The sequence below is a fragment of the Amycolatopsis sp. 3B14 genome (assembly GCF_050958625.1).
In the GTDB taxonomy this organism is placed as follows: domain Bacteria; phylum Actinomycetota; class Actinomycetes; order Mycobacteriales; family Pseudonocardiaceae; genus Amycolatopsis_E; species Amycolatopsis_E thermoflava.
Genome location: NZ_JBHZEN010000057.1, coordinates 14,653 through 33,268 on the forward strand (window position 1 = coordinate 14,653; position 18,616 = coordinate 33,268).

Below are 18,616 nucleotides of genomic sequence, written 5' to 3' on the forward strand. Positions count from 1 at the left end.
GCGCGGGCCTGCCGGTGTCGAACCCCAGAAAGGAAACACCATCGTGGCGGACAAGCAGGAGATCCTCAGCGGCCTCGCGGAGATCGTCGAGGAGGTCGCGGGTGTCGCGCAGGACGACGTGAGCCTGGAGAAGTCCTTCGTCGACGACCTGGACATCGACTCGCTGTCGATGGTGGAGATCGCGGTGCAGGCCGAGGACAAGTTCGGGGTCAAGATCCCGGACGACGAGCTGGCCAACCTGAAGACCGTCGGCGACGCGGTGGACTACGTCGCCGCGAACGCCAAGTAAGCACGAGCTGAATTCTTCGTCTGAACCTCGGGGAGACTCCTCATGAGCAACATCGACGTCGTGATCACCGGGATCGGCGCGACGACGCCACTCGGCGGGGACGTCGCGTCCACGTGGGAGGGCTTGCTCGCCGGCCGCAGCGGCATCCGGCGGATCGAGGCCGACTGGGTCGAGAAGTTCGACCTGCCGGTCAAGATCGGCGCCACGCTCGCCGAGGATCCGGCGGAGAAGCTGCCGCGCGTGCAGGCGCGCCGGCTGGACCGGTGTGAGCAGATCGCGCTCATCGCCGCCCGGCAGGCGTGGGCCGACGCCGGTTTCGAGCAGCCCAGCGACGAGCGCACGGACGTCGACCCGGACCGGCTCGGCGTGTCCATCGGCACCGGCATCGGCGGGCCGCTGACGCTGCTGGCGATGGACGACCTGCTCGAGCAGGAGGGCATCCGGAAGGTCTCGCCGCTGACCGTGCCGATGCTGATGCCGAACGGGCCTGCCGCGCACGTCGGCATCGACCTCAAGGCCAGGGCCGGGGTGCACTCGCCGGCTTCGGCGTGCGCCTCCGGCGCCGAGGGCATCGCCAACGGTTACCAGATGATCCAGAACGGGCGGGCCGACGTCGTGGTGGCGGGTGGTGCGGAGTCCTGCATCCACCCGATCACCGTGGCCGGTTTCGCGCAGGCCCGGACGGTGTCGACGCGCAACGACGAGCCCGAGCGCGCGTCGCGCCCGTTCGACACCGACCGGGACGGGTTCGTGCTCGGTGAGGGCGCCGGTGTGGTCGTCCTGGAGCGGGCGGACCGGGCGAAGGCCCGCGGCGCGCGGATCTACGGGCGGCTGGCCGGGTACGGCATCACCTCGGACGCGCACCACATCACCGGCAACCACCCGGAGGGCATCGGCCAGATCGCCGCGATGGCGAACGCGATGACCATGGCGGGGCTGACGTCGGCGGACGTGGGGCACGTGAACGCCCACGCGACGTCCACGGTGGTCGGCGACATCGGCGAGGCCGCGGCGATCCGCAAGGCCGTTGGTGAGCACCCGGTGGTGACGGCGCCGAAGTCCGCGCTGGGTCACCTGGTCGGTGGCGCCGGGGCGGTCGAGGGCATCCTCACGCTGCTCTCGATCTACCACGGTCTGGTGCCGCCGACGCTGAACCTGGAGAACCTGGACCCGAAGGTCGGGCTCGACGTCGTCGCGGGCGAGCCGCGGAAGGTCGAGCTGACCGCGGCGCTGAGCAACTCGTTCGGCTTCGGCGGTCACAACACGGCGCTGCTGTTCACCGGCGCCTGAGTTCCGCTTCTGTTGGGAGAACCCCGGCCGTTGGTGGCCGGGGTTTTCTCGTGTGTGCGGTCAGCAGCGGGACAGTTCGGGGGTGGTGGAGCCGGTGACGGTGTCCACCTTCCAGGCGCCGGATTCCAGGGTCAGCGGGAGCACGAGGCGCCAGTGCACGCAGGGTTCCGGAAGTTCGGCCGGGGCGTCCTTGACGTCCTGCGTGCTGGTGAAGCCGACGAGGGCGCGGAGCTCGTCGTCGGCGACCGGGTCGATGCGGTAGACGAGGATGCTGCCGTCCCGCGTCGTGCGGTAGTCGTTGAGCCAGGTGCTCTTCGACTTGGCCTGGACGCGCTCGCGGGTGACGGCCGATTTCCACAGCTCGTAGTCGCGGTTGTTGATCGAGTCGAAGTACGTCTGGAGCAGCGTGCGGACCGTGGTGTTCTGCGGGTGCGCCGCGGCGTCCGGGGTGAGCTCGACGGTGCCCGGCCCAGGCTGCTGCGCGAGCGGCCGGGCGGTCGACGACTGGGCGAGGATCGCGTCCGGGGTCGCTTCGGGCAGGCGGTACAGCTCGCGGGCCAGGAGACCGCCGCCGACCATGATCGACACCACGACGATGACGACGGGCACCAACCATCGCGGCGGTGCTGCGGGAGGCGCCGACATGGCTGTCACATCGGCAGCGTAGTGGTGATCGTTACCGAGTGCTGTCTTTTGTGCGGAGCGGGTTGGTGTGGTTGGGCCGGGCAGGTGAAGGGGCTCGGCTGATCCGGGGTTCTGGTGGCTGGGGTGGGTGCGGGTGGTTACGGCGGCCGGGGGGTTGGTTCGGGGGGTTGGGTCGATGAATGGTCCGTTCATCGGCGCGCGACCGGGCACCTCGCGCGGACGGAAGCCATGAACGGCCCATTCATCGGCGCGCGAGCGGACACATCGCCGGGGGAAGCACTGAATGGTCCGTTCATGGCCACAGGAGTGGGCACCTCGCGCGGCCTGAAGCAATGAACGGACCATTCATCGCCGCGCGACTGGACACCTCGTGCGGGCTGAAGGCATGAACGGTCCGTTCATCGCCACATGAGTGGGCACCTCACCGGGCACCGGGCACCGAGCACCGAGCACCGAGCACAGCCGCCCAACCGGCTCGCCCGAAAACTCACCCCACCCGGTGCAGCCAGGTGACCGGAGCCCCGTCCCCGGCGTGGCGGAACGGCTCCAGCGCCTCATCCCAGCTCGAAGCGAGCAGCTCATCGAGTTTGTGCGCCAGCTGTTCCCCCGCGCGGCAGGTCGCCACGAGTGTGCGCAGCTGGTCTTCCCCGACGACGATGTCTCCGTTGGCGCTCGTCCGGCCGCGCCACAGTCCCAGCCCGGGCACGTAGCAGAACCGCTCGCCGTCGACGCCGGCGCTCGGCTCCTCGGTCACCTCGAAGCGCAGCATCGGCCACGCCTTGAGACCGGCCGCCAGCTTGGCGCCGGTTCCGGCGGGCGCGCTCCACGTGCACTCGGCGCGAAGCTGCCCTGGAGCGGCGGGTTGCGCCGTCCACTTCAGATCCACTCGGGTACCCAGGGTGCCCGAAATCGCCCACTCGACGTGCGGGCACACCGCAGACGGCGACGAGTGGACGTAAACCACGCCACGGGTGCTCACTGCTGACCTCCGCTACTCGACGAGGGGCGTCTTCCCCTACGACCTCGCGAGCTCGGAGCCTGCTGACAAGCATCCCTGCCGTGACTGCCCATATTGTGCACCCGGACGATGGCATTTCGCCACAGGAACCTCAGATGTCGCAGCACCACCACTGGCCGGAAGCCGTCAGGTCCCGGCGAGAGCCCCCACGGCGGCGACGGTGTCGACGAGTCCGGCGCCCTTGTCGAAGCTCGAACCACCCTGGTACGCGGCGCCGTCACTGTACTTGTACGCCGTCGACTTGATCGCGGCCTCGATCTCGCCCGGCGTGGCGCCCGGCCGGGACTGGAACAGCTGCGCCACGATGCCGGTGATCTGCGGCGTCGCCATCGAGGTGCCGCTGATCACGTTGTAGGTGCCGAGGTCGAGCATCCCCGGCCCGTTCGACGGCTGCAACCCGGTCGCGCAGATCACCAGGTACGGCCGGCACGCGGACAGGATGTTCTCGCCCGGCGCGGACACGTCCGGCCACGTCGACGGGTCCGACGCGAGCCCGCGCGAGGAGAAGTCCGACACGGTCCCGTCGCGCGTCCCGGTGCCCTGGTCGTTGTAGGAAGCCACCGAGATGACCCCGGGCGTCGGGTCCTTGCCCGGCGGGTTCGACAGATCCGCCGAACCGTCCCCGCCGTCGTTGCCGTTCGCCCACACCGTCACGACCCCTTCGGCCGCGAGCGCGCGCTGCAGCTTGACCGTCGCCGACTCCGGGTCGAACTCGCCGCCGCCGCTCGGGCCGTACGAGTTGTTGATCACCTTGATCGGCGGGCACACCGTTGCCGGCACCCCGGCCCCGCACGGCGCGGCGTGGTTCTCCAGCACCCAGTTCAGCGCGGCGTCCGTGCCCAGCACCAGGATCGCCAGGCCGGTCGAGATCGACACGATCTTCGCGCCCGGCGCCGAACCGCCGACGGACGAACCGTCGGCCAGCGTGTACGGCGCACCCGCCGCGATGCCGGCGACGTGGGTGCCGTGCCCGCCGAGCGCGGTCGCGTCGGTGTCGACCGAGGTGGGCACGTCGACGATGCACGAGGTGGTGGTGCCGTCGAGGCACAGGCTCTTCAGGTTGCGCACCACGCGGGTCGATCCGTCGGCGCCGCGGAACGCCGGATGCGTCGGGTCGATCCCGGTGTCGATGATCGCCACCGACACCCCGCGCCCGTCCAGCGGAGCGCCGTCCGCGCCGGTGAGAGTGGTGCGTGCTTCGGCGCTGCGGGTCGCGGTCGTGCCGGACGAACCGAACGCGGCGAGCGGGTCGTTGTTCTCGACGTAGGTGACGCCGGCCGCCTTGCGCACCGCGGCGACCTGCGCGGCCGTGCCCGCCGCGGCGACGACGCCGATGCGCGGGAACCGGGTGATCTCCCGCATCCCGGCCGTTCGCACGGCCTGCGCGGCGGTGCCCGCGTCCGCGGCGTGCACGAGGGTCGTGACCGGGGTGAGCGCGGTCGCGGTGGCCAGCACCCGGTCGAGCGTGTCCGACACGGGCGCGAGCGGGGTCTGGGCGTTCGCCGCGGGGACGGCGCCGGTGAACGGGAGGACGAGCGCGGCGGCGGCGATCGCCACCGCGCGCGTGGAGCGCCATCGCATCGGGGTCCCCTATCTCTCCAGCCGGCCCTACGATCTACCAACGAGTAGCACTCAATAGGGTGACTCCGATCACTGTCAACGATCACTTACCCGCACGGGTGTGCCCGGAAGCAGACACCTTCCGCGAGTGATTTTCACACCATCGAGGGTCAGCAACTGCACAGCGCGCTAGCGTAAGCGCGCACGTGGACGGGACCGGGGAGGTGCGAGGTGCGGCTGATCCGCCTGGAACGACAGCCCTCGCGCGTCGCCGACGACGTCCGGGCCGCGCTCGCCGCGCTCGGCCGCGGTGACTACTTCGCCGGCGGCATCGCGCTGGCCGGGGCACGGCCGCTGCCGGACCGGCCGCCGGCCGAGGCGATCGTCATCATGCCGACCGTCGTCCTGGTCGTGATCGGCGTCGATCTGCCGGACCCGGCGATCCGCCTCGAAGCGCCCCTGACCGGCCAGTGGAAGGCCGACGGCTGGCCGCTCGTCGCCGACGGGGACGTGGTCAACCCCGCGGCGGACGCGCTCGCGCTCGCCGACGCGGTCATCGAGCGGCTGCGCCCGGACGTCCCGGAGCACCTGCCGATCGCCACAATCCTCGCCGTCGGGCCGTTCGTGGAGGAGATCGAGCAGCCGCCCGCCGACCTCGCCGGGAACGTCCGCGTCCTGTTCCCGACGCAGAACAGCCTGCTCGCGGCCATCGCGTCGCTGACCCCCGCGCCCTGGCCGTGCACGCCGGCGCAGGCCCGCGCCCTGATCGACACGCTCGCTCCGGACACCGGTCTCACCGGCGACGAACTGGCGGCGGAAGGCTTCACCGTCACCGAGGAGTCGGCGACGGTGAAGCTGGCGCCGGTCAAACCCCGCCCCCGGCGGCACCGCCCGGCCGCGCCCGCCGCCGTGCCGCCGATCGTCCCGCCCGCCGAGGTGACGATGCCGGTGCCCCGGATCGCCGCGGCCGCGCCCGCGCGCGCGGTCCCGGCTTCCGCGCCCGTGCCGTGGCGGCCGGTCGCGGCGATCGCCGTGGCGCTGGTGCTGCTGGCCGTCGTACTCGTGGTGGTGACGACCGGCGGGGACGGCGAAACGGTCACCGCGCCCCCGACGACCACCGCAATCACGCCGGCGCCGCAGGCCGTCGCGGGCATCGAGTTCACCAAACGGGCCTCCGGCACGGAACGCACCTGCGCCGCCCGCGCCTACGGGGACCTGCAGGCGCGGTTGCAGGCAAGCGGTTGCGCGGGCATGGAACGCGGCAGCTTCGAAGCCACCGTGGACGGGCGGGCGGTCGCCGTGTCGGTCGCGGTGCTCACCTTCGGCAGCGACGAACAGGCCGCGGCCTTCAAGCAGCTCGCCGACACCCCGGGCAGCGGCGGGATCGCCGATCTCGCCACCGAGACGCACCAGTGGCCGCGCGAGCCGGACACCGCGGGCGCGGCGTACCAGAGCGCGATCTCGGGCCCGGCCGTCCGGCTGGTGCTGGCCGCCTACGTCGACGGCCAGTCGTCACCGGACGACCCGGCCCTGCTGCGCGCGGCGGGCGCCGCGCTGGGCGTGCGGATCAGTTAGCCGGCCGCCGCGGCGAGGATCTCCTCGGCGTGGGTCCACAGCAGAGCGCCGCCCGCCCCGGGCACCACATGGCGTCGCGCGCCCGGAATCCGGGAGGTGAGCAGCGCGCCGAGGTCTGGTGAGTGCACCCGGTCCCGTTCGCCGAACCACACCTGCACCGGCACCCGGATCGCGGCCCAGTCCAGCTGCCACGGCGACATCGCGATGATCGAGTCAGCGGCGTAGCCCGCGCCGTCGTTCGCGAACCCCTCCCGCAGAGCCGCGCGGTACCGGGCCAGGAACACCGGATCCTGGTACACCTCGCGGTCCGCCGGATCCGCGCTGTCCAGCACCATCCGTTCCATCCCGCCGGGGCCGAGCCGGGCGAAGAACTCCCGCGCGGCCGCCGGGTCCACCCGCACCCGCGTGACGACGTCCCGCACCGGGCCGGGCAACCGCGCGAACACCCGGGGATCGGCGACCTCGTCGGCCGGGGACACCAGCAGCAGCCGGGACGCGATCCCGCGCTCGGCGGCCGCGAGCCCGAAGACCGCGGCCTGCGAGTTCGCCACGACCGGCACCGGCCCGCCGAGGCGTGTCACGAGTGCGGCGAGGTCGGCGGCCGTGGACGCCGCCGACCGGCGTGGGTCGTGTGTCGAAGCGCCGATGCCGGGGCGGTCCACGGTCACCAACCGGACCCGGCGCCTGCCGCCGAAGACCATGGACCGGCCGGTCGCGGCGCCGGCCAGGAACAGGACCGGCGTGCCGTCCCCGGGCCCGGTCTCGGACCAGGCGAGGACCCGGCCGCCGGGGAGCAGCAGCTCATGATCGAAGCGCACTCGCGAAGCGTCGGCCACGGCTGCCCCTCACGCAACCGGTTTCAGAGCCCGTACTCCTCCAGCAGCCGCAGCCACACCTCGCTGATCGTGGGGAACGACGGGACCGCGTGCCACAGCCTGCCCAGCGGCACCTCGCCCGCGATGGCGACGGTCGCCGAGTGCAGCAGCTCCGCGACGTCCTGCCCGACGAACGTGACGCCGACCAGCACCTCGCGGTCGGTGTCGACGATCATCCTGGCCTTGCCCGCGTAGCCGTCCGCGTGCAGCGACGACCCCGCGACGGCGATGTCGATGTCGACCACCCGGTGCGGTGCGCCCGGTTCGGGCTCGGTCAGGCCCACCGAGGCGACCTCCGGGTCGGTGAACACGACCTGCGGCACCGCGTGGTGGTCGGCGGTGGCACTGTGCTTGCCCCACGGCCGGGTGTCCACCGGCTTGCCCGTGGCGCGTGCGGAGATCACGTCGCCGACCACGCGGGCGGCGTACTTGCCCTGGTGCGTCAGCAACGCGCGGCCGGTGACGTCACCAGCTGCGTACAGCCACTCGCCGTCCACTTCGGACACCAGGCCGCTGTCGTCGACAGTGAGCGGCTTGCCCGGCGCGAGCCCGATGACCTCGAGGCCGAGGTCGTCGGTCGCGGGTCGCCGCCCGGTCGCGACGAGCACCTGATCGGCCGTGACGACCGCGCCGCCCTTGAGTTCCAGCCGGGCGGCACCGTCCACTCGGGAGGCTCGCTCCAGGCCGGAGTCGGTGTGCACACGCACGCCGTCGGCCCGCAGGCCCTCCGCGACGGCGTCGCCGGCGAAGTCCGGGTACCGCGGCAGCGGGCGCGGGCCGGTGACGATCAGGTCCACCTGCGCGCCGAGCCGTGCCCAGGCCTGCGCCATCTCGACGCCGACCACCCCGCCGCCGACGACGGCCAGCCTGCCCGGCACCGTGCTGCTGGACGTGGCTTCGCGGGAACCCCACACCGGCACCTCGTCCAGGCCCGGGATCGGCGGCGTCTTCGGCACGCTGCCGGTACAGACCACCACGGCGTGCCGAGCCCGCAGTACCCGGCCGCCGTCCACAGTGATCTCGCGCTCACCGGTGATGCGGCCGCGCCCGCGGATCGTCGTGATGCCCGCGCCGCGGGCCCACTCGACCTGACCGGTGTCGTCGCCCTTGCTGGTGAAGTAGTCGCGGCGTTCGAACACCGCCGCCGGGTCGAGCGCCTCGCCCACCGGAACGCCGGGCAGCCGCCGGGCTGCGGCGAGCGCGTTTCCCGGTCGCAGCAAGGCTTTGCTCGGGATGCAGGCCCAGTAGGAGCACTCGCCCCCGAACCGTTCCCGCTCCACCAGCGCGGTGGACAGGCCGCCCTTGACCGCCCGGTCCGCCGCGTTCTCCCCCACCGGTCCGCCACCGATCACGATGACGTCAAAAGTCTCCTCGGACATGGGTCACAGCGCACACCAGCCCGGCGCCCGGCGCAAGTGGGGCGGGTATTCTCAGCGGCAAATCGTAAGTACTGGAGGTTATCGGTGGCGAAGAACACCGCGGTGCAACTACTGGACGACCTGAACGGCGAACCGGCCGCGGAGACGGTGCGGTTCGGCCTGGACGGCGTCGAGTACGACATCGACCTCTCGGACTCGAACGCGGGCAGCCTGCGCGAGCTGCTGGCCACCTACGTGCAGGCGGGCCGCCGCACGGGCGGCCGCAAGCGCCCGCCGCGCCGCCTCGCCCCGGTGAAGCGCACGCGCCGCACGGCGAACTCCACAGCCACGACGTCCCGGAAGGCCACGGACTCGCCGGCGAAGAAGACGGGCGCCACCGGGGTGGCGAAGGCTCCCGCCGCGGCGGGCAAGCGCGCGACCGCTCGTACGGCGGCAGCGAGCAAGACCGCGAAGGCGGAGGCCGCTGCCAAGGGCAAGAAGACCACGGCGGCGGCGAAGCCCGCTGACGCCACCAGCCCGAAGCCGGCCACCCGGCGCAAGGCCACGCCGGCGGCACCGAAGGCCACCGACACCAAGACGACCAAGGGCAAGAAGACCACGGCGGCGAAGCCTGCTGAGGCCACCACGCCCAAGCCGGCCACCCGGCGCAGGGCCACCACGGTTTCCGCGCCGAAGACCACCGCGCCGAAGACCACCGCGCCGAAGACCACCGCGCCGAAGACCATCGCGACGAAGGCCGCGGCGGAGGACAAGAAGACCAAGCCCGCCGCGAAGCCGTCGCGCGCGAAGGCGAAGGCGAAGCCCGCCGAGGCCGCGCCCGCGAAGGAGAACGCGACCGCCAAGAAGCCGGCCATGAAGAAGGTCGCGCCGGCGGAGAAGGCTCCTCGCAAGACCGTGCGCAAGGCGCCGCCCGTAGTGTTCTCCGCGGCCACGAACTGAGTGCGGCATCCGGCGCGGGAGCGCACTCGGTGAAGTGCCGTAGTTCCCTACTGCCACCGAGCATTCCCGCCGCCGGCCCCGATCGCCCCGGCCACTGACGGGGACGCCCGGTGCCAGGTCGCACTCGGCGAGCGACGCCGGGGCACTTCAGCGAAGCGCCCCGGCGTGTTTCCCAAGATCGGGATCAGCGGTCGATGCCGAGGTGCTCCCGCAGCGTGGTGCCGCTGTAGTCGGCGCGGAAGACGCCCCGCTCCTGCAACAACGGCACCACCTTGTCCGCGAACGGGTCCAGCCCGCCGGGGGTCACGTGCGGCACCAGGATGAACCCGTCGCTCGCGTCCTCCTGCACGTACGTGTTGATCGCCTCGGCGACCGTCTCCGGGGAGCCGACGAACGTCTGCCGTCCGCTGACCTCGACCACCAGGTCCCGGATCGACAGGTTCTTCGCCTCCGCCAGCTCCCGCCACTGCCGCACCGTCGCCACCGGGTCGCGGTACATCCGGGTCTGCGCGCGCCCCTTGGCGACCGCCTCCGCGCCGACTGCCGGCTCGACCTCGGGCAGCGGCCCCTCCGGGTCGTAGCCGGACAGGTCGCGGTTCCACACCTGCTCCAGGAACTTGATCGCCGTCTGGCCGCTCACCTGCTGGTACCGCACGACGTTCGCCAGCTCCTCGGCCTCCGCGTCGGTGTCACCGAGCACGAAGGTCGCCGCGGGGAGCACCAGCAACTGGTGCGGCTCGCGCCCGTAGGCGGGCAACCGGCGCTTGACGTCGGCGTAGAACTTCTGCCCCGCCTCCAGCGTCCCGTGCCGTGTGAAGATCGCGTCGGCCGTCGCCGCGGCGAACTCGCGGCCCTCGTCCGAGTCGCCTGCCTGCAGGATCACCGGCCTGCCCTGCGGACCGCGCGGCACGTTGAACCGGCCCGCGATGTCGAACTGCGCGTCGTGGTGCTCGAACGCGCCCGCGCGGGCGTTGCGCAGGAACACCCCGGACGCCTTGTCCGCGGCGATGTCGTCCGCGCCCCAGGAGTCGAACAGCTCGAACGCCGTCTGCAGGAACAACTTCGCGCGCTGGTAACGCTGTTCCTCCGGCAGGTAGCCGCCGCGGCGGAAGTTCTCGCCGGTGAACGCGTCCCACGAGGTGACCACGTTCCACCCGGCGCGGCCTTCGGACAGGTGGTCAAGGCTGGCGAACTGGCGGGCCACCTCGTACGGCTCGTTGAACGTCGAGTTGATCGTCCCGGTCAGGCCGAGCCGGTCGGTGACCGCGGCGAGCGCGGCCAGCACCGTGAACGTGTCCGGCCGGCCGACCACGTCCAGGTCGTAGATCTTGCCCGCGTGCTCGCGCAGCCGCAGCCCTTCGGCGAGGAAGAAGAAGTCGAACTTGGCCCGCTCGGCGGTGCGCGCGAGGTGTGTGAACGAGGAGAACTCGATGTGGCTGCCCGCCTCCGGGTCGCTCCACACCGTGGTGTTGTTGACGCCGGGGAAGTGCGCGGCGAGGTGGATCTGCTTCATCGCGTCGCTCCTGCGTACCGGTTGGCGGGACGCTCCAGGCCGAGCAGGCCCCGCAGCGTGGTGGCCTCGTACTCGCGGCGGAACGCGCCGCGCTGCTGCAGTTCGGGGACGAGCCCGCGGGTGATGGCGGACAGATCGTGCGGCAGGGCGCCCGGGCGCAGCCGGAAACCGGACAGGCCTGCGTCGCGCCAGGCCAGCAGCTGGTCGGCGAGCTGGGCTGGCGTGCCGGTGAAGACCAGCGCGTCGGAGGTGAACTCGGCGAGGTCGTCCAGGCGGGCCTTGCGGTCCCGGGCCGCTTGCTCGGTCTCGTCGAGGAACACCACGACGTCGCCGAACACCAGCAGGTCCGCGCGCAGCCCGCGCACCTCCTGCCCCAGAGCGCGCGCCTCGTCGGTGTCCTGCGGGGTGAGGAACACGAGGTCGGCCGAGCGGGCCGCGAGCCGGTGGATCTCGGTGACGTGCGAGAGCACCGCGACGGGCGGCTGGCCCTGCGGCGGGCGCGGCGTGATCGACGGGCCCTTGACGCTGAAGAACCGCCCGGTGAAGTCGATGTAGTGCAGCTTGTCCCGGTCGATGAACCGGCCGGTGGCGGTGTCGCGGATCTCGGCGTCGTCCTCCCAGCTGTCCCACAGCCGCCGCACGACCTCGACCCAGTCACCGGCCTCCTCGGCCAGGTCGGGCAGCGGGACCGGGAACTCGCGGCGGCCGAAGTGCGCGGCGTCGTCGGCGCTGCTCGCGATCCGGACGCGCACGCCGCCGCGCCCCGTGGACACGTAGTCGAGCGTCGCGATCGCCTTGGACAGGTGGAACGGTTCGGTGTGCGTGGCGATCGCCGTCGGCAGGAACCCGATGTGCCGGGTCAGTGGTGCGACGCGGGCGGCGATCAGCACGGCGTCCAGCCTGCCGTCCACCCGGTCGGTGCGCCCGTCCCGCGGCGCGCCCAGCGAGTCCTCGATCGTGACGAAGTCCAGCAGGCCGTGTTCGGCCTCGAGCACCAGATCGGCCCAGTACCGCGGGCGGAACAGCTCGTCCGGGCGCGCGTCCGGCTCCCGCCACGCGGCCGGGTGCCAGCCCGCGCCCTCCAGTGCCACCGCGAGATGAACCATGCCTCGCTCCTTTCGCCTCCCCCGGTCCAGCGATCGGGCGGCCCGCGCTATTTCGCGTACCACCCGTTGGGACGCCTACGGTGGGAGGCATGTACTCCAAGGAGATCGAGGTGAAGACCGGCGGCCGCGCCGTGGTGCACGACCTGACCAGGGACGCCGACGCGTTCCTGGCCGAAGCGGACGCCTCGGACGGCCTGCTGCACGTGTTCGTGCCGCACGCCACCGCGGGCCTGGCGATCCTGGAGACCGGCGCGGGCAGCGACGACGACCTGCTCGCCGCGCTGGACGAGCTGCTGCCCAGGGACAACCGGTGGCGGCACCAGCACGGCAGCAAGGGCCACGGCCGGGACCACGTGCTGCCCGCGCTGGTGCCGCCGTACGCGAGCGTGCCCGTGCTGGGCGGGTCGCCGGCGCTGGGCACCTGGCAGTCGATCTGCCTGGTGGACACCAACGTCGACAACCCGGTCCGGCACGTCCGGTTCAGCTACCTCGCCGGCTGAAGCTCCGGCGCCGCCTCCACCGGCGCCGGCGACTTCACCCGGCCCGGCCAGAGGATGACCACCAGGCCGGCGACCAGCATCGCCCCGAGCACCCAGATGCCGGTGGTCACGTCCGGCGCGCCCGGGGTGCCCTGCAGCAGGCTGCGGGTGCCCTCGGTGGAGAAGCGGAACGGCGTCCACGACCACAGCAGGACCCGGTAGGCCGGGTTGAGCAGCTCCGGCACCTGCCCGGCGACGTTCGGCGCGAGCAGGTAGAGCGGCCCGAGGATCGCCATGGCGCGGATGCCCAGCAGCCGCAGTAACGCGGTCTGCACGGCCGCGAACGCCGCCGCGACCAGCAGGATGTAGCCGAGGACGTCCCAACCCAGCGGCAGCGACGAGTCCCACAACGCGAGGAACCCGGCCGCGACGCCGGTGATCAGCACGGCCGTGGCCCCGACCTGGGTGAGGCGCGCCGCGACGCCGATTCGCCGCCCGGTCCGCTCGGCGACGACGACCAGGATGGCGCCCGCGGCCAGGCTGCCGACCCACGCGAGGATGCTCACCGCGAGCGGTGCCGTGCGGCCCGCGGGGCTCGCCGGGTGCACGGTCTCCACCCGCACCGGGGCGGTCGGGGTGCCGGTCGCCTGGCTCATCGCCGTCGACAGCGCCTGCCCGGCGCCGGTGAGCGCCTGTTGCACGACCTGCGTGCCGCTCGGGTTGACCGCGCCGGACACGACCACGCCCACCTGCCCGGGCGCGAGTTCCAGGACGCCGTAGACGTCCTTGTCGTCGAGCAGCGTCCTCGCTTCGGCGGGTGTGGTGACCTGCCAGTTGAGGGCCTCGCCGCCCTGGCTCGTGAGCTGCCCGGCCGCGGCGCGCAGCTGCGGCGGGGCGTTGTCGGGCACCGCGACCGCCACCGGCAGCCCGTCGGGTTCGACCGACGCCTGGACCCCGACGGTCAGGAATCCCAGCACCACCGCGACCACCGCACCGGCCAGGGCCGCGAGCCCGGCCACCGGCCTCCGGGATGTGCCAGCCATGGGGACCTCCCCTAAATTTCTTCGACTGTTGAATTCAACGGGAACGGTAGCCCGGCCTTCGAGCGAAGTCAACGCTCGATGAATAACGGCCTTGGTAGCGTCGGCGGACGTGACGAGCAGTGCGCACCGGCTGGTGCTGTGGGACATCGACCAGACCCTCATCGACCTGCGCGGGGCGGGCCGCGGCTGGTACCGGCAGGTGCTCGAGGAGGTGACCGGCGTCCCGATGACCGCGATGCCGGACTTCTTCGGGCGGACGGAGCGCGCGATCACCGCGGAAGTGCTGACGCTGCACGGGATCGAGCCGACCGAAGAGCTGATCCAGCGGATGTGGGCGGCGCTGACCGCGGTGTCCGAGCTGGCGCTGCCGGAGCTGGCGAAGCGCGGCCTCGCATTGCCGGGCGCGTCGACCGCGCTGGCGGGGGTGGCCGCGGCGGGCGGGGCCGTGCAGTCGCTGGTGACCGGGAACCTGCGGGAGATCGCGTGGCACAAGCTGTCCGCGTTCGGGCTGCACACGCACCTGGACTTCGAGATCGGCGGCTACGGGAACCTGTCCGCGCACCGGCCGGACCTGGTGGCGTACGCGGTCGACCGCGCCCATGCGACGCTCGGGCGACCGTTCGAGCCCGCGTCGGTCGTCGTGGTGGGCGACACGCCGCACGACATCGACGCGGCGCGCGAACACGGAGCGGTGGCCGTGGGGGTGGCGACCGGCCGGTTCGACGCCGCCGCGCTCCGGGAGGCCGGGGCGCAGGTGGTGCTGCGCGACCTCAGCGACACGAAGCTGGTGCTGGCTGCGGTCTTCGGGGAGGGCTGAGCGTCTCGGCCCGCACTTCGCCGCCGGGTTCGGCTAGCTGTAGGGATCATGGACGTTGTTGACGGTGCGGTCGGCGCGTCGGGTTGATCAAGGCGAAGACCTCCGTGAGGGGTGAAGGTGCTTGACGCCTTTCCCGCACAAACGGAGGTCTTCGTGTCTCACCGTGCGGGACCGGCCGGGCGAGCTGGTGCATGTCGATGTGAAAAAACTCGGACGGCTCCGCGAAGGTGGCGGGTGGTGGGCGCACGGTCGCGGCAGTGATCAGCAGAAGGCCGCCCGCCGCGCACCACCGGTCGGGTTTGAGTTCGCGCATTTCGCCGTCGATGATCACTCCCGGCTGGCCTACGCCGAAATACCCCGACGAAACCGCCACCACCTGCGCTGCCTTCCTCCGCCGCGCCGCACAGGGCGCTCGCACGCCTTCCGCACCGCGCTGGCCGAAATCCGGGCAGCCAGCGCTTCACCCGCGTCGACAACCTCACCAGGCACTACAGCTAGCGGCGAAGACAGCTACGGGCCCGCCGCGAAAAGCGACGGGCCCGTTGCCGGAAAAGGTGGTTCAGCCGCGGACGAGCTTGACCAGGTGGTCGACCACCGCGTCCACCGCGATCTCCTCGCGGTCGCCCGTCTTGCGGTCCTTCACCTCGACGACACCCTTCGCCAGTCCGCGCCCGACGACGAGGATCGTCGGCACCCCGACCAGTTCCGCGTCGGCGAACTTGACGCCCGGCGTGGCCTTCCGGTCGTCCAGCAGGACCTCCACACCGGCCGCGTCGAGGTCGGCGGCCAGCTTCTCCGCACCCGCGGCGATCGACTCGTCCTTGCCCGCGATCACCACGTGCACGTCGTACGGCGCGACCTCACGCGGCCACACCAGGCCCAGCTCGTCGTGGCTCTGCTCGGCGATCACCGCGACCAGGCGCGACACGCCGACGCCGTAGGAACCCATCGTGATGCGGATCGGCTTCGAGTCCGCGCCGAGCGCGTCCACCTGGAACGCGTCGGTGTACTTGCGGCCCAGCTGGAAGATGTGCCCGATCTCGATGCCGCGCGCCGCGACCAGCGTGCCCTGCCCGTCGGGCGAGGCGTCGCCCTCGCGCACCTCGGCGGCCTCGATCGTGCCGTCCGGCTGGAAGTCGCGGCCCACGACGAGGTCGACGACGTGGTGGTCGGCCTTGTCGGCGCCGGTCACCCACGCCGTGCCGGTGACGACGCGCGGGTCGACCAGGTACCGGACACCGTTGTCCTGCAACGCCTTCGGGCCGATGTAGCCCTTGACGAGGAAGGGGTTGGCCGCGAAGTCGGCTTCGTCGAGGAGCGCGACCTCGGCCGGCTCCAGCGACGCTTCGAGCCGCTTCTGGTCGACCTCGCGGTCACCGGGGACGCCGATGCCGAGGATCTGCCAGTCCTTCTCGCCCGGCTGGCGGATCTTCACCATCACGTTCTTCAGCGTGTCCGCGGCGGTGAAGGTGCGGCCCAGGTCGGTCTTGTCGTTGAGGTAGTCGACCAGCGTCTGGATGGTCGGCGTGTTCGGCGTGTGGTGGACCTGCGCCTGCGGCTTGTCCTCGATGGACTGCGCGGGCGGCGGGGGCGTGACGACGGCCTCGACGTTGGCCGCGTAACCGGACGCGTTGCTGCGGACGTAGGTGTCCTCACCCGTCTCGGCGACGGCGAGGAACTCCTCGGACGCCGAGCCGCCCATCGCGCCGGACGTCGCCGCGACGATCACGTACTCCAGGCCCAGCCGGTCGAAGATCCGGATGTAGGCGTCGCGGTGCAGCTGGTAGGAGCGGGACAGGCCGTCGTCGTCGAGGTCGAAGGAGTAGGAGTCCTTCATGACGAACTCGCGGCCGCGCAGGATGCCGGCGCGGGGGCGCGCCTCGTCGCGGTACTTGGTCTGGATTTGGTACAGGATGACCGGGTAGTCCTTGTACGAGCTGTACTCGCCCTTCACGGTGAGGGCGAACAGCTCCTCGTGCGTCGGGCCGAGGAGGTAGTCGGCGCCCTTGCGGTCCTTGAGGCGGAACAGGGCGTCGCCGTACTCGGTCCAGCGGCCGGTCGCCTCGTAGGGCTCGCGGGGCAGCAGCGCGGGGAACAGGATCTCCTGCGCGCCGATCGCGGCCATCTCCTCGCGGACGACCTCCTCGATCTTGCGCAGCACCCGCAGGCCCAGCGGCAGCCACGAGTACCCGCCCGGCGCGACCCGGCGGACATAGCCCGCCCGCGTCAGCAGCTTGTGGCTGGGAACCTCGGCGTCGGCCGGATCCTCGCGCAGCGTGCGCAGGAACAACGACGACATCCTGGTGATCACTGGGCTGCTCCTCGGCGTCGAAACACGGTGTGAACAGGGTAGTCAGGGGCGTCCAGCGGTTATCGGGCGGGCCGGAATTGTCGGTGGGGCGCGCTACCGTGCTGAGATGACTCTCGAACTGGGGATGGTGACCGTGGACTGCGCGGATCCACGGCAGATGGCGGCGTTCTGGTGCGCGGCGCTGGGCGTGCGGGTGGACCAGGACTGGGGCGAGTACCTGGTGCTGACGCCCGCGCGCGAGGGCGGTGTGCGGCTGGGGTTCCAGCAGGTGCCGGAGGAGCGGGCCGGGAAGAACCGGCTGCACCTGGACCTGGCGACCACCGACCGGGACGGCGAGGTGGCCCGGCTGGTGGGCCTCGGCGCGGCGAAGCTCGCGGAGCACGAGGTGCCCGGCCTGACCTGGACGGTGCTCACGGACCCGGAGGGGAACCAGTTCTGCGTGGGCGAACCCCACTGAGTTTTCGCGGTTCCGGATCGAGGTGTTGGGCTCCGTGGTGGGGCGGCAAGTTCCGTGCGCAGGGCGGTGGGTTTCCTTGGCGGCGCGAGGTCACCCACCGGGTGACTGGTCACGCGAGTCCGCACGGCGACGAGTCCCACGACCAGGGAGCGAGTCCATGCGCAAGGCGGCTTGTTCGACGCTCAGGGGGCGAGTGCTGCCCTTGGGGAGGTGGGTTGTTGTGCGCTCGACGGGCGGAGCTCCACACTCCATGAGGCGATGTTTCCCGGGCTGAGCCCGGGAAGACAACAACTCCCCCACCTCGCCCCGCAGCACGCGCACCACACCCGCACGGCGCCTCGACTCGGGCTGGTGGCGTCGCAACACGCGCTCAGCTCGGCGGCACCGCCCCCAACTCCCACGCCACCTCGCCACGCGGGCCACCGTCAGCACCGCCCCCAACCCCCACGCCAACTCGCCACGCGGGCCACGCGGGCCACCGTCACCGCGGCGGGCCACCGTCAGCGCGGTAGCACCGCACCCAGCTCCCGCGCCGCTGCGCGGAGGGCGGGTACGAAGGCCTCCAGCTCGGCCACCGACATCCGGTAGGCGGGCGCCGCGGTGGAGATCGCGGCGATGGCGTGCCCGTCGGGCCCCAGAATCGGCACCCCGACGGCCCTTATCCCCGGCTCGTGCTCCTCGTCGGCGATCGCGTAACCCTGGGACCGCACCGCGGCGATCTCCCGCGCGAACTCCGCCCGCGAGGTGATCGTCCGCGGCGCCAGTCCCGTCAGCTCCAGCGACTCCACCAGCACCTCCCGGTCCGGCGCGAACGCCACCAGGCACTTCCCCATCGCCGTGCAGTGCAGCGGCCCCCGCTGTCCCGGCTCGCCGCGGATCTGGATCTGCCGCGGCCCCTGCACGGAATGCACGTAGACCTGCTGGTGCCCGTCCAGCACCGCCATCAGCGTCGGCTCGCCGGTCTGCTCCGTCAGCGACCGCAGCACCGGCAACGCCACCCCGGCGAACCCCCGCGCGTGCGACACCCGCTGCCCCAGCTCGAACAGCCGCAACCCCAGCGCGTACCGCTTCGACGCCGGGTCGCTGCGCGCGAAACCCTGTTCCTGCAACGAACCCAGCAGCCGGTGCGTCGTGCTCACCGGGTAGCCGGCCCGCCGCGCCAGCTCGGACAACCCGACCCCGTCGGGGTACTCGCCGAGCAGCGACAGCACCCGCAGGGCCTTGCCCACCATGTCAGCCACACACCACCCCTTGACGTCTCCCGGTCGAAGTTCCACACTCATCGAGCACCACAATACGGAAGAGCTTTCCACATCATGG

At 72.1% G+C, this 18,616-nt stretch carries 16 protein-coding genes and 2 pseudogenes; 8 read left to right on the top strand and 10 right to left on the bottom strand.

Features of this window, described 5'->3' with window-relative positions:
• Positions 1–43 precede the first annotated feature (43 nt).
• Both ACCP09_RS29830 and ACCP09_RS29835 read left to right on the top strand, forming a co-directional pair.
• Positions 44–289 carry an acyl carrier protein gene (locus tag ACCP09_RS29830; protein ID WP_017984121.1) on the top strand — a complete coding sequence of 82 codons (246 nt, stop codon included), beginning with the start codon at positions 44–46 and terminating at the stop codon, positions 287–289.
• 42 nt (positions 290–331) lie between these two features.
• The gene (locus tag ACCP09_RS29835) at positions 332–1,579 is read left to right on the top strand and encodes a beta-ketoacyl-[acyl-carrier-protein] synthase family protein (RefSeq protein ID WP_017984122.1); all 1,248 of its coding nucleotides are present in this window, start codon (positions 332–334) and stop codon (positions 1,577–1,579) included.
• Between the two features lie 60 nt (positions 1,580–1,639).
• Here ACCP09_RS29835 and ACCP09_RS29840 read toward each other — a convergent pair whose 3' ends face one another.
• The 3 genes from ACCP09_RS29840 to ACCP09_RS29850 all read right to left on the bottom strand — a co-directional run bounded on the left by ACCP09_RS29840 (position 1,640) and on the right by ACCP09_RS29850 (position 4,823).
• Positions 1,640–2,188, bottom strand: a complete 549-nt coding sequence (locus tag ACCP09_RS29840) for a hypothetical protein (protein ID WP_037323019.1) — start codon at positions 2,186–2,188, stop codon at positions 1,640–1,642.
• Positions 2,189–2,711: 523 nt separating this feature from the next.
• Complete coding sequence (locus ACCP09_RS29845) at positions 2,712–3,203, bottom strand: DUF3145 domain-containing protein (protein ID WP_027934727.1); 492 nt, start codon at positions 3,201–3,203, stop codon at positions 2,712–2,714.
• A gap of 165 nt (positions 3,204–3,368) precedes the next feature.
• A complete protein-coding gene (locus ACCP09_RS29850) occupies positions 3,369–4,823 on the bottom strand; it encodes a S8 family serine peptidase (RefSeq protein ID WP_433751965.1) in 1,455 nt (484 codons plus the stop codon).
• A 210-nt stretch (positions 4,824–5,033) separates the two neighbouring features.
• Between ACCP09_RS29850 and ACCP09_RS29855 the strand changes: the two genes are divergently transcribed.
• Positions 5,034–6,377, top strand: a complete 1,344-nt coding sequence (locus ACCP09_RS29855; protein WP_433751967.1) for a hypothetical protein — start codon at positions 5,034–5,036, stop codon at positions 6,375–6,377.
• Here ACCP09_RS29855 and ACCP09_RS29860 read toward each other — a convergent pair.
• Together ACCP09_RS29860 and ACCP09_RS29865 are read right to left on the bottom strand one after the other, a co-directional pair.
• Complete coding sequence (locus ACCP09_RS29860; protein ID WP_433751969.1) at positions 6,374–7,195, bottom strand: alpha/beta fold hydrolase; 822 nt, start codon at positions 7,193–7,195, stop codon at positions 6,374–6,376. The two genes, ACCP09_RS29855 and ACCP09_RS29860, sit on opposite strands and share 4 nt — an antisense overlap.
• 41 nt (positions 7,196–7,236) lie before the next feature.
• Positions 7,237–8,631 (bottom strand): dihydrolipoyl dehydrogenase family protein, encoded by a 1,395-nt coding sequence (locus ACCP09_RS29865; protein ID WP_400988185.1) that lies wholly within the window; start codon positions 8,629–8,631, stop codon positions 7,237–7,239.
• Between the two features lie 84 nt (positions 8,632–8,715).
• On the opposite strand from ACCP09_RS29865, the gene ACCP09_RS29870 reads away from it, so the two are divergent.
• Positions 8,716–9,570, top strand: a complete 855-nt coding sequence (locus tag ACCP09_RS29870) for an Lsr2 dimerization domain-containing protein (RefSeq protein ID WP_433751971.1) — start codon at positions 8,716–8,718, stop codon at positions 9,568–9,570.
• Positions 9,571–9,754: 184 nt separating this feature from the next.
• On the opposite strand, the gene ACCP09_RS29875 is transcribed toward ACCP09_RS29870, so the two are convergent.
• Positions 9,755–11,083: an NtaA/DmoA family FMN-dependent monooxygenase gene (locus tag ACCP09_RS29875; RefSeq protein WP_027934721.1), complete on the bottom strand. Its 1,329-nt coding sequence runs from the start codon at positions 11,081–11,083 to the stop codon at positions 9,755–9,757.
• Entirely contained in the window at positions 11,080–12,189 is a 1,110-nt protein-coding gene (locus ACCP09_RS29880; RefSeq protein ID WP_027934720.1) for an LLM class flavin-dependent oxidoreductase, read from the bottom strand. The genes ACCP09_RS29875 and ACCP09_RS29880 overlap by 4 nt, the downstream gene beginning before the upstream one ends.
• 89 nt (positions 12,190–12,278) lie before the next feature.
• On the opposite strand from ACCP09_RS29880, the gene ACCP09_RS29885 reads away from it, so the two are divergent.
• Positions 12,279–12,689 (top strand): secondary thiamine-phosphate synthase enzyme YjbQ, encoded by a 411-nt coding sequence (locus ACCP09_RS29885; RefSeq protein WP_433752010.1) that lies wholly within the window; start codon positions 12,279–12,281, stop codon positions 12,687–12,689.
• Here the strand turns inward: ACCP09_RS29885 and ACCP09_RS29890 are convergent.
• Positions 12,630–13,711, bottom strand: a pseudogene (locus ACCP09_RS29890) (YhgE/Pip domain-containing protein); the annotation flags it as partial. The gene ACCP09_RS29885 and the pseudogene ACCP09_RS29890 sit on opposite strands and share 60 nt — an antisense overlap.
• A 109-nt stretch (positions 13,712–13,820) precedes the next feature.
• Here ACCP09_RS29890 and ACCP09_RS29895 point away from each other — a divergent pair.
• Both ACCP09_RS29895 and ACCP09_RS29900 read left to right on the top strand, forming a co-directional pair.
• Positions 13,821–14,528: an HAD family hydrolase gene (locus tag ACCP09_RS29895; protein ID WP_123685308.1), complete on the top strand. Its 708-nt coding sequence runs from the start codon at positions 13,821–13,823 to the stop codon at positions 14,526–14,528.
• 166 nt (positions 14,529–14,694) lie between these two features.
• Positions 14,695–14,932, top strand: a pseudogene (locus ACCP09_RS29900) (IS481 family transposase); the annotation flags it as partial.
• Between the two features lie 155 nt (positions 14,933–15,087).
• Here ACCP09_RS29900 and ACCP09_RS29905 read toward each other — a convergent pair.
• A complete protein-coding gene (locus ACCP09_RS29905) occupies positions 15,088–16,839 on the bottom strand; it encodes a proline--tRNA ligase (RefSeq protein ID WP_027934716.1) in 1,752 nt (583 codons plus the stop codon).
• Positions 16,840–16,945: 106 nt separating this feature from the next.
• On the opposite strand from ACCP09_RS29905, the gene ACCP09_RS29910 reads away from it, so the two are divergent.
• Complete coding sequence (locus ACCP09_RS29910; protein WP_027934715.1) at positions 16,946–17,296, top strand: VOC family protein; 351 nt, start codon at positions 16,946–16,948, stop codon at positions 17,294–17,296.
• A 500-nt stretch (positions 17,297–17,796) separates the two neighbouring features.
• Here ACCP09_RS29910 and ACCP09_RS29915 read toward each other — a convergent pair whose 3' ends face one another.
• On the bottom strand, positions 17,797–18,528 hold the full coding sequence (locus ACCP09_RS29915) for an IclR family transcriptional regulator (RefSeq protein WP_433752012.1): 732 nt from the start codon (positions 18,526–18,528) through the stop codon (positions 17,797–17,799).
• Positions 18,529–18,616: the final 88 nt, after the last annotated feature.